This is a genomic window from Lactiplantibacillus fabifermentans DSM 21115 (assembly GCF_000498955.2).
GTDB lineage: Bacteria > Bacillota > Bacilli > Lactobacillales > Lactobacillaceae > Lactiplantibacillus > Lactiplantibacillus fabifermentans.
Genome location: NZ_AYGX02000137.1, coordinates 3,037 through 13,726, shown reverse-complemented (window position 1 = coordinate 13,726; position 10,690 = coordinate 3,037). Strand labels below are relative to the sequence as shown.

The 10,690-nt window shown below is 45.7% G+C and carries 13 protein-coding genes; 10 read left to right on the top strand and 3 right to left on the bottom strand.

Features of this window, described 5'->3' with window-relative positions:
- Positions 1 to 46: 46 nt before the first annotated feature.
- Positions 47 to 925: a LysR family transcriptional regulator gene (locus tag DY78_RS11695; RefSeq protein ID WP_024626376.1), complete on the bottom strand. Its 879-nt coding sequence runs from the start codon at positions 923 to 925 to the stop codon at positions 47 to 49.
- 124 nt (positions 926 to 1,049) lie between these two features.
- Between DY78_RS11695 and DY78_RS11690 the strand changes: the two genes are divergently transcribed.
- From DY78_RS11690 to DY78_RS11655, 8 genes are all read left to right on the top strand, one after another.
- Positions 1,050 to 1,985 (top strand): DMT family transporter, encoded by a 936-nt coding sequence (locus DY78_RS11690; RefSeq protein ID WP_024626377.1) that lies wholly within the window; start codon positions 1,050 to 1,052, stop codon positions 1,983 to 1,985.
- Positions 1,986 to 2,137: 152 nt separating this feature from the next.
- Positions 2,138 to 2,962 (top strand): NAD(+) diphosphatase, encoded by an 825-nt coding sequence (gene nudC / locus DY78_RS11685; RefSeq protein ID WP_024626378.1) that lies wholly within the window; start codon positions 2,138 to 2,140, stop codon positions 2,960 to 2,962.
- 337 nt (positions 2,963 to 3,299) lie between these two features.
- Positions 3,300 to 4,094 carry a CAP domain-containing protein gene (locus tag DY78_RS11680; protein WP_024626379.1) on the top strand — a complete coding sequence of 265 codons (795 nt, stop codon included), beginning with the start codon at positions 3,300 to 3,302 and terminating at the stop codon, positions 4,092 to 4,094.
- 108 nt (positions 4,095 to 4,202) lie between these two features.
- Positions 4,203 to 4,523, top strand: coding sequence for a MazG nucleotide pyrophosphohydrolase domain-containing protein (locus tag DY78_RS11675; protein WP_024626380.1), 321 nt, complete (start codon positions 4,203 to 4,205; stop codon positions 4,521 to 4,523).
- Between the two features lie 137 nt (positions 4,524 to 4,660).
- Entirely contained in the window at positions 4,661 to 5,032 is a 372-nt protein-coding gene (locus DY78_RS11670; RefSeq protein WP_024626381.1) for a GntR family transcriptional regulator, read from the top strand.
- A gap of 1 nt (position 5,033) precedes the next feature.
- Positions 5,034 to 5,927, top strand: coding sequence for an ABC transporter ATP-binding protein (locus DY78_RS11665; protein ID WP_024626382.1), 894 nt, complete (start codon positions 5,034 to 5,036; stop codon positions 5,925 to 5,927).
- Position 5,928: 1 nt separating this feature from the next.
- Positions 5,929 to 7,002, top strand: a complete 1,074-nt coding sequence (locus DY78_RS11660; RefSeq protein WP_024626383.1) for a hypothetical protein — start codon at positions 5,929 to 5,931, stop codon at positions 7,000 to 7,002.
- Complete coding sequence (locus DY78_RS11655) at positions 6,995 to 8,071, top strand: hypothetical protein (RefSeq protein WP_024626384.1); 1,077 nt, start codon at positions 6,995 to 6,997, stop codon at positions 8,069 to 8,071. Before DY78_RS11660 ends, DY78_RS11655 begins: the two co-directional genes overlap by 8 nt.
- Before the next feature lie 88 nt (positions 8,072 to 8,159).
- Here DY78_RS11655 and DY78_RS11650 read toward each other — a convergent pair whose 3' ends face one another.
- Together DY78_RS11650 and DY78_RS11645 are read right to left on the bottom strand one after the other, a co-directional pair.
- Positions 8,160 to 9,053, bottom strand: coding sequence for a sugar phosphate nucleotidyltransferase (locus DY78_RS11650; RefSeq protein WP_024626385.1), 894 nt, complete (start codon positions 9,051 to 9,053; stop codon positions 8,160 to 8,162).
- A 229-nt stretch (positions 9,054 to 9,282) separates the two neighbouring features.
- Complete coding sequence (locus tag DY78_RS11645) at positions 9,283 to 9,723, bottom strand: GNAT family N-acetyltransferase (protein WP_024626386.1); 441 nt, start codon at positions 9,721 to 9,723, stop codon at positions 9,283 to 9,285.
- A 194-nt stretch (positions 9,724 to 9,917) separates the two neighbouring features.
- Here DY78_RS11645 and DY78_RS11640 point away from each other — a divergent pair, with 194 nt between their 5' ends.
- Positions 9,918 to 10,583 (top strand): TetR/AcrR family transcriptional regulator, encoded by a 666-nt coding sequence (locus DY78_RS11640; protein ID WP_024626387.1) that lies wholly within the window; start codon positions 9,918 to 9,920, stop codon positions 10,581 to 10,583.
- Between the two features lie 3 nt (positions 10,584 to 10,586).
- Positions 10,587 to 10,690 (top strand): GTP-binding protein (locus DY78_RS16645; protein ID WP_235810672.1); only part of this gene is annotated, 104 nt, incomplete at its 3' end.

Here is a 10,690-nt window from a genome sequence, read left to right as displayed (position 1 = left end):
AAGCTGATCTTTTTTGTCCGAACAGCGTTCGGATTAATTTTACAATCTACCTAATAATGGTAATAAATTGAGCCAACTTCGCGCTCGGTTGTTTGGCAAAAATTAGTCCATAGGCTGACTGATAGTCCCAGTCAACGGGAATGGTCTTGAGTAGCGGATGGATATTTTGCCAACTATCACGCGTAATAAGCAATTGATCGCTATTCGCATACGCATTAAACGTTTCGGTATTATAAAACTGGGTGGTGTTGTGAATATGGATGTCAGGATGGTGGGCTTCCAAGTCACGGCAAATCTTTTCGATTGTTGGCGATGCGTTGCGCGGGGGTAACACGATGGTTTCACCGCGTAAATCTGTCCAAGTTAAACGGTTGTGATCAGCGAGCCGATGCGTCTGCGGGACCGCTAAGCGATAGGCGTCCATGCCCAATGGTAAGACTTGATAATTTTCATACCACTGGGCGGCATCTGTGGGACCGGCGACACAGTCCAACGTCGTGCCGAGTTGGGTGGTGGGACTTTGTAAGCTCACTTCATCATCATTAATCGGGACGATGGCCAATTGATAATCACTCAGTTCATCGGCAAACCGACGCCATAAGGCTACCAAGGGTGCACCGGGCCGCATGATGGAAGCCCCCACGCGAATGATTTGTTGGTGATGTTGACCAACCGTTTGCGCGTGAGCAATCGCGGTAGCGGCGGCGGTAACAATGTCGGTAGTGCTGGTGTACAGCGCTTGCCCGGCCGGTGTTAGGGTAACCCCTTGATGTGTGCGGTTAAACAGCTTGACGTCTAGTTGCGTTTCTAGATTGTTAATTTGTTTCATTACAGATACCGGCGAAATAAACAGTTGCTGGGCGGCTTTGGTAAAACTGCCACTGTCAGCGATTTGTAAAAAGGTTAAGTACATTTGCGTAATCATGGCGCAGCTCCTTGGCGTTAACTGTAGGTTAATACTATCTTAGCATTTTGGGGGCTTCGACGATAGCCAAATGCTTGCTAAGATAACTCTTGTCAATTAAACAAATGGCAGGAGGAAAATAAACATGTTAATCTTTTCAATTATTCCAGTAATTATGGGTGCCGGGGTCGCGATGCAAACGGCAGTCAATTCACGGTTAGGTTCATATACCAAGAGTCCTTATCTGGCTTCAGCAATTTCGTTTTTGGTGGGAGCCGTATTTCTCAGTTTGATTTTATTGGTTAATCAGACGAGCTTCGGGATTGCTTTAACGACAATTACGAGTAATCCATGGTGGCTGTGGACGGTTGGACTAACCGGGGCATTTGCTTTAACGGTTAATGTCTTATTATTTCCACGTCTTGGCAGTATTCAAACAGCGGTGCTTCCAATCGTCGGTCAAATCGCGATGGGCGTCCTCATTGACCAATTTGGGTGGTTTTCTTCCCCGGTGGCGCAGTTAACGGTGTTTAAAGCAGTTGGGTTAGGACTAGTCGTATTAGGCATGTTTTTAGCGGTGATTTGGAGCAATCGGCACCGCGTTACGACAAATACTGCCACACCTCATAAATTGTGGTGGCAAGGACTAGGGATTATCGCTGGCTTAACGTTTGGGGTGCAGACGGCCATCAATGGTCGTGTTGGCATCGTCCTGCAATCACCCGCAAAAGCGGCCTTAGTGGCGTTTGTTGAAGGCGCCTTGATTTTGGGCTTGCTCACCTTAGTATTACGGGTACCAGTCGGCTTACGCTTGAAAAATGTTGGTCAAGGGTTACGTCAAAGCTGGTGGTTATTACTCGGTGGTATTTTAGGTGGAACGTATATCTTATTGAGTGCCTGGCTCGTGCCCCAAATTGGAACTGGGACGGTCGTGGTGATTTCGTTGTTTGGCCAGTTATTGTTCAGTGCCGTGATTGACCAGTTAGGCTTATTTAAGGCGACTAAATTACCCATCAATGGGACGAAAGTGCTGGGGTTAGTCGTCATGTTAGCCGGCGTAATTCTCGTTCGCTTTATTTAATTAAATCGCGTTATTTTTAAGGCTACCAGATTTATGGTGGCCTTTTTGGTGGTCAGCGAAACAAGTGAGTTTCTAAATTCGATTGAATAATTTATAATGAAACAGTTATTCAAAAAATAAAAAAGAGTTTAATTAGAGAAAGCAGGACTGATATGTTTCAAGATATCAAACCCCATGTATTAAAAAATCAATTTGACGATCAACGAGCGCCCCAAGCTGATGACTTAGTTTTAATCAGTGCCGAACGTCAAGTCGTCCTGACCGCTGAGCAAACCTTGCCGACCTATGCGCAAATTCAAACGGATTTTCCAACGGTCACGAGTCAATATTTGTTGACAGAAGATAACCGCGCTTTTTTCTGGGTCGATGGCTTAACGGTTACTGCGTTGCCCGCGGGCTATCATCACGAACACGTTCGGGCGTTGCAAAGCTTGACGCCTGACAACCTCGCATTTAGCGCCACCACGGCGGCGCACTTAGCTTGGTGGTATGATACGAACCGTTTTTGTGGCCATTGTGGGCAACCACTGCGCGTCGGCACGACAGAACGGTCATTAGTTTGTGACCACTGTGGCCAAACGACTTATCCGACGATTATGCCCGCCATTATCGTGGGCGTCACGCACGGCGATAAGTTGTTGCTGACAAAATTTGCGACCGGCTATAAGCGGTTCGCGTTAATTTCGGGTTATGCTGAAATTGGTGAAACATTTGAAGATACGATTCATCGAGAAGTCGCTGAAGAAGTCGGCTTGCAAGTCCATAATTTACGTTACTTTGGCAGTCAGCCATGGGGCGCGTCCCATTCGATGCTAGCGGGCTACTTTGCTGACTTGGACCAAGATAAGGCGATTGAACTAGAAACTGATGAATTAGCTAAAGCGCAATGGTTCCAACGTGACCAGTTACCACCAAGTGACGACGTACGCAGCTTAACGCGGACGATGATTGAAGCTTTCCGCCATAGTGAAGTATAGTTTTGGTAATTAAATAGTTAGTGAAGACATCGTGATGACGGTGTCTTTTTTTTAGATTATATTTCAAATCTTATGAACATCAATTTAAAACCTGATAGGTAAATAGTTATGAGTGGTACATAAATAAAGCGTGATTTAATTGGTGTTTGACTGTAAGCTTTAACATTGTTGTTAAATTTATGTTGATAATTTTTGACTTTTTAATAATAATATTCATATGCAAGTATTACTAGTGATGAATGTACCGAGTTTCAAGGCAACTAAATTTGACGGGAAATCGATTTTAGTTTGTCGGGTGTCATTCTGAACAAGTCAATTTTATTGGAGGAGTCACATCATGAAAGTTACAAAATTAGTTATCTCTACGTTAACGGTTTTAGCAGTAACAACTACTGGTGCCGCGACGTTATCTTCAACGGCTACGACTGCGTTTGCTAAGAAAGCGGCAACGGCTAAAGTTGTCAAAACGACGAACTTCAAGTCGAAACATAAAGTTCACGTTCGCGGCGGAGCAATGTATACCAGCACCAAGCTAACCAAAAAGAATCATAATATGAATAACTACTTATACACGAAGTTTTATGCGACGAAACAAGTGACGATTCGCCAAAAGAACGGTAAAAACGCCACTTATAGTTATTTAATTTCGAAGAACGGTAAAGTCAAAGGTTATGTCAAGAGTAGCAATGTTTGGAATATGTGGGGCTACGGTAAATATAGCGTCACCGCTTATCGCAAAGGTGCTTTGAAGGCCTTGAATTTGGAACGTAAGAATGCTGGCTTAAAGCCACTCAAAGAAACTGCGAAGTTGGATAAAGTAGCCCAAAAGAACAGTGACCGGATGCTTAAAGACGGTAAGAAGTTCAAGGCCAATGTTAAAGGCGTTTCCCATGCGGGTTGGGTATTTGACAGTTATGTGGCACCGAAGTCAAACGCAATTATTCAATATGAAGATGGCGCCAGCTGGGGTAAAGGGACGATTGACGAATTGATGAGTCACACGAACTTAGTTGCCAATAAGGGCGCCAAAGCTAAACCATACTTGTTAAGCAAGAAGCACACCATGGTTGGATTTGGGGCTACTCAACACGGTGAAGCTGTTTATGAATTCATTGTTGTCTCACACAAATAACTATTACGGAAAATACCCAGTTCGCTGGGTATTTTTTATTAGGCGCTGGCAGTTGCCGTCCCGATAAACTGGTATGATGAATAAAAAGCATCCTTGGAGGTTGTACTCGTGGATTTAAAAACGCATCAACAGTGGTTAGTTGAATTTTACCAGCAACGCAATTGGTATCAGTACTCACCCTTCATTCGGTTGAACTTTTTGACCGAAGAAGTCGGTGAATTGTCACGGGCCGTCCGGGCGATTGAGCTGGGTCGTGACCATCCCGGCGAAGCGGTCCCGGATGATGCGGCCTTACGCGCAAACCTAGTGGAAGAGCTCGCCGATACGTTGGACCAAGTGTTAATTATGAGTGAAAAATTTGATGTTGATCCGCAAGCCTTACTCACGGCCAGTGAAGCTAAATTAAAAGCGCGCTTCAAAACTGAATAGTTGCAATCAAAAAACGTAAAAACTTGGTATCGACCGAAAGTTTTTACGTTTTTTTGATTGCACTTTTTGATTAATGATGTTAGTGTACTAGTTGAACTAGTACACGTCATACACACAGTCAAAATGAGGTGATTAGATTGGAATTTGCCACGAATGGGGCGCCGTACTACGAACAATTAGGGATGTATATTAAGCAACAGATTGTTGACGGCAGTTTGCAGCCTGGCGATAAGTTACCGTCAGTGCGGGCGATGGCGATGGAAATGCATTTGAATCCCAACACGATTAGCAAAACGTATCAACTGTTAGAAAGTCAGCGGGCGGTTTATACCGTCAAGGGGCGCGGGACATTTATTAGTGAACCAGCAGCCACACCTAAAAATACAGAGGCGGTGAGTGATGTGCAAACTAAATTACAGGCGTTATTAACGGAAGCTCAATTTTTAGGGATTCCCGAAGCAACGGTTCGGGATTGGGTGACCGCGGCTTACCAAACGGGGGAAGAGTAGGATGAGCATTCAAGTTGAAAATATTAGTAAAACGATTGATGGCCGGCCCATCATTCAAGACATTAGTTTTGAATGGCGGCCGCAACGAATTATTGGGCTAGTCGGGCGCAACGGGGCGGGTAAAACTACGTTGTTTCGGACGTTAGCCAATCATTATTTGCCGACATCGGGGACGTTATCAATTGATGGAGTTGATGTTCAAACGACCCCCGTGGCCCGCCAAAAGTTGTTTTATGTCGACACACAAAACAACTTTTTTGATGGGCAGACGCTCGCGCAGATTAGTGCCTTGTATGCGGAAGGTTATCCGAAATTTGATACCGACCGACTAAAACAATTATTAGCCGAAGAACAATTACCGTTTAAGAGTCGTTATCGGCAATTATCCAAAGGTCAGCGGATGTTATTTCAAATTTTATTGGCGTTAGTGAGTGGGACCGCCTATATTATCTTGGATGAACCGTTTGACGGGTTAGATATTTTAGTCCGCGAACGCATCGTTGGGCGAATTGTGAATGAAATTGCTGAGCGGCCGACTAGTTTTTTAATCTCTTCGCATAATCTTGAAGAATTAGATGGCTTGTGTGATCAAGTTTTATTCATAAAAGATGATCGGCTAGTGGCCAACTACGATTTGGAAAACTTGCGGGCGACGGCGAAGAAATTACAACTGGTTTTTCCTGACAAACACGTGCCCGCGGTCGTTAAGGACCATGGCAAATTAATCAAAGTCTATGGGCGTGTCTTAGAAGTCTACTTCGACCATTACACACCGGAACTTGAGGCCGAATTAAAAGCGGCGCAACCGGTCATGATGGCGCCTTGTCCGTTGACCATCAGTGACGTTTTTCGAGTCAAACTGGGTGACCAACGCGCTGTGATGGGTGGTGAATAACATGACCAATAAACAAGTTCGTCATTTATGGTGGTCGCAAACGCGGTCGTGGCTAGTATGGTTGTTAGTCTTGATACCGGTGATTGGGCTGATGACGGCTGTCCAAACGACCCAATTGCAACGTACTTTAGTCGTTAACATGACGGCAACGGAGGTTCAACAACAACGCGCTGATTTTAAAAAGCATCCGAATGATTACAAAATTAATGGTCAGCGAGTAAGTTTAACCCGCTACAATGTGGCGCAAAATCAATTTTTTCACAAGAATCAGTACCAACCGCATGATTATGCAGGTACCCCGGATAAATCTGGTAATTGGGGCTATTATCTTTTGGCGCTGATTGGAGGACTGTTATTCGCCTTTTGGGGCCGGCGCAGTCATTACTATGAGTTTCTACTGGGGTTAGGAGCGCGGCGCCGACAAATTTGGCGGAGCCAGTTGGCCCAAGGTGGTGCATTGTTAGCCGCCGTGGCGGTCGCACAATTGATTCATTGGGGATGGATTATTACGGTGATTGCGCCGAAGTATCAACAATACCGTGATTTGAACGGGATCATCGGTAACGCGGTCGCCAGCGTGATGGCTTCAGGCGCTATTCTGGCGCTAAGTTGGTTGATTGGTCAATTTATCAAACAATTTTGGTTTGCCGCATTATTGAGTTTTGTTATTTGGCGTGGGACCGTTGAAATTTTTACGGATCCAGCAACTGGCGATATGTTGTTACATCAGCAATATTTACTAGAAACTTGGTGGCAAGCGCATTATTGGCTGACTAGTGGCTTAATTCTGTTAGTCATGCTGGGACTATTATGGTTAGGTGCGCGGTTATTCACCACTTGGACGGCTGAAGAGCAACCTGCTAGCCACCAGTCGGGGTTAGCACGGTTATTATGGTTTGTAAGTATCGTGATTGGCTTTGGTACCATGATTGGCGACAATATTATTATCGAAATTAGCAATAGTAGCTTTTCGTTGACCAATCAACTTTGGGGGATGTTGTTGGTGCTAATTGTAATGTTAGCTTGGCAATTATGGTGGTCGCAACGTCGGTCACGGGAGGTGGCCCATGGTTAAACGTAGTGTTTTTTGGCACCAACATCGCTGGTATTTATGGGCCTTACTGGTCTTGTTACTTGGGTTAGGGGCGTTTGCTGGCTTAGACGCCAACAGTAACTGGCAAAGTCAACATAGTTCAGCCAGTTTAGCGATGGAAGCGAATAATAGTTTGAAATATCAAGCGAAAACGGGGACCTATGTTGATCGGCAAGGTCGGCACTACTCGTCAAAGCGAGCGTATGAAAAAGTTTATGCCAAACAGAATTTACAATTATTTCGCGCGCAACCGACAAAAAAGACCCATTCGACACGTAGCCCGTTTGACAACGGCATGAACATGAATAGCTTTTTTGTCATTATTGCGATGGGTATTTTTGTAATTTGGGTGAGTCGTTGGCGGCATTTGAATGTCTTTTTACAAACGCTGGGTTGGACACGGCCACAAATTTATCGGCAACAAACGGGGGCTTACGGTCTAGTCACTTTGTTAGGAATCGCGGGTGGTCAGTGTTTGGAATTATTAATTTTGAAATTACAAATTCCAGCCTTATATTGGCAAAACTTCCAATGGCAAAATTGGTTGGCGAATGTCGCCAGCGACATGGTGATGGGCCTGACGTTATTGATGTTAGCCATGTTGGCGACGACGATTTTAACGAATGGTATCGTGGCCTTTTTACTGATTACGATCGGTTATTTCTTCTGGACCTTGCCAGCTAATATGTTGCTTGGACGAGACATCGCCGGGGTTTACTTGTCGCGGCATTGGTTATTAGGTAACGCGCTGGCCTTAGTCATCGCGTTTGCCAGCTGGTTGCTAGGACAAGCCGTGAGTCGCACGTATTCGAGTGAATGCAGCCAAAACGTGGTGGTCAATCCTTGGCTACGGTTGCCGGTACTGGTCATTTTAAGTATGCCAGTGAGCTTTTATTTGTGCGAAGGCGTCTTTACAAACTTTACAAGTAGCACGATTGGCTGGCCTATCGTAGTGGTAACGTGGGTCATTGTTATGGCCATCATGAGTTTGTGGGTTTATCGTCCACGTTGGAGCCAGCGTTTCTGGCAGCTGTTCGCAATTCTTAGGTAATCGGGATAAAAATAAATGCCATCAAAAAACGACTTAGCTGCCATAGCTGAGTCGTTTTTTGATGGCTGATTTCAGACGACGATGGGGGTTAACGCCGCATGAGTTTTTTGTTGAGGGTCATTTGAAAGGCGGGGGCCACTTGGGGTGCGGTGGCGTTAGCAGCGTATTGTTGCAACTGGGTAGCGAGCGCTGGTTGTTGCCAACTGAAGGCCAGGTTAGTTTCAGCGAAGCTCAGCGGGTCATCAACGGCATAGGTCGCACCAGTAACCGTGGCGGTAAAGACGCGTTGGGTCTGGTTTAACGCGGCAATAGCGTCGGTTAAGGTTGACTCGCTACGAACCGTCGCACGTTGGGAGGCGAGATTGGTAAATATTTCCGGCGTCAACACGTAGCGGCCCAAGTCCCGTTGGCCAGCCAAATCCAAAGTTGTCTGGGATGCTAAGGACGCTAAAGCCGTGATTTTTAGCGTGTGCGGTGCGTTCAGAGAACTGACGGTAGGCGCAGTGGCGGCGGTCACTGCGACGAGTGGCGCGCCCAGACGATTAAAGGTCCGTAACAGTTGTTTAGTTAAGTTCGGGTGGCCCGATGTCAAAGTGTTGGTCGTTAATACGAGGCAAGGTTCATCACCCACGAAGTTTTGTGCCGCAAGTAACGCATCGCCAGCGCCGCGTGGTTGCGCTTGGCGCACGAAGTATAAATTAGCGGGCGTGGTTGGCGTCAATGTTTTTAGGGTGGCGAATTGTGAGCGGGTGCTTAGGGCGGCGTTTAACGTCGAATTGTCGTCAAAATAATCTTCGATGGCACTGTCGGCGGTCACGATTAAGATTTGTTGAACGCCTGCTTGTTGGATTTCGGTCACCAAGTGTTGAATGAGCGGTTGCCCGCCGACTGGTAATAAGGCAGCCGGTGTTGTTTTGGTGGCGGGTAATAAGCGGGTACCCAATCCCGCTGCTAAGATGATTGCTTTGTTAATTTTTTTCATAAGACCAACCTCCATTTTTTTCGGATAACTGAATTAATGTCCTTAGTATAAATATCGCTAACTATTAGTACTAGTATGAAAAAATGAAGGTTAGATTATAAAATTTCAGATAGTGAGCGCTGCCGACTGCCGGTCTGGTTGGACGGTTTGGTCGCCGCCGACATGCCAGCAATGCGCGCAACTCTGAAAAATACTCAGAAATGCGATAGTAACTAAAAAAACGACCGAATTAAGCGGTCGTTGGTCGGGTTAAATTAAGTAGTGGATAGGGCCGGCCATCCGCATCGGTGGCGGCTTGCGAGGTGATTTCAAAACCTAAGTGTCGGTAAAATTGCAATGCGCCAGGATTTTGGGCGTTGACTGATACGGTGGTGAGCTGGTCCGTTGTAATTAATGAAGCTAGGATTTCGTGACCGTAACCATGGCGAAAGTAGGCCGGATCAATGAATAACATGACTAGTTCGGTGTCACTAGTACCGCTAAAGCCCAGTAACTCATCATTAATCAGCCATTTTTGTAAATCGACTTGCGCGAAATATGTTGGGAGGGCGGCTTGAATGTTTTCCCGGTCAGCTGCCGTCAAAAAGTGGTGCGTCGCGTCGACTGACCGGCGCCACAGGGCAGTTAAGACCGGGTAATCTGCGCGATTGGCGGGGACTTTAGTTAACATTTTCGATAACTCCTTTGAAAAATGGTATTCAATACACCTATTCTATCCTGACAGCCATTGTTTTGCTAGGCCAACAGTTGCGGCAAATGCCTCACTTGACAGTCAGGGTTCAAGCTGGTAATTTTATATTTGACCGGAAGTCATTTTTGATTATTTGTAAACTGACTGATGGTCAATTTTGGAGGCATAACGATATGAATATTTTAACCGTTGGGCAGAAGGCCGCTAAAGCCCAAGCAATTGCTAAGATTGCGGCGCAACAGTTCGCGGCCCAATCCTTTGGCCAAATAACGATGGCGGGCATTGCCAAACAAGCGGGCGTTTCGAAAGGCACGTTATTTAATTATTTTGAAAGCAAAGAAAGTTTATTTATGACGTTACTATTAGATGGTTATTGTGACTATTTTGACCAAGTTTCGCAAACCATCGCGGCAAGAGCAGTTTTTACGTTGACCGATTTTTTAAAGTTACTTTTGGATGAAACGGCCGCATTAATTACGTCACATGCAGAACTAGTGCGATTGAACGCCTTACGCGGGCCCATTCTGGAACAAGGTGCAAATTTGAAACAAACGGTCACGCATCGTCAGGCACTGTACGCGGCCAATGAACGGCTCGCCCAGCTCGTTTGTGACCGGATTCCAACCCTCACGGTGTCGGAAGTGAGTCAGTTATTGTTAGTCCAAAGTGCGGTGATTAGTGGGCTGATGAATTTGTCCGGCCTAGACGAGTTTCAAAAGCAGCCGTTAGTGGCGGTTGATTTTGAAAATTTTAAAGTTGATTTGAAACAAGATGCGGTGGCGACCTTCAAGTATTATTTGCTTGGCCGCTATCCGCAGGTACAATTAGAGGAAGTGTAAATTTTGGAAACACGTTACATTCGCAATTTTGCGATTATTGCGCATATTGATCACGGTAAGTCGACGTTAGCGGACCGCATTATGGGGCTAACGAACACGGTGAGCCA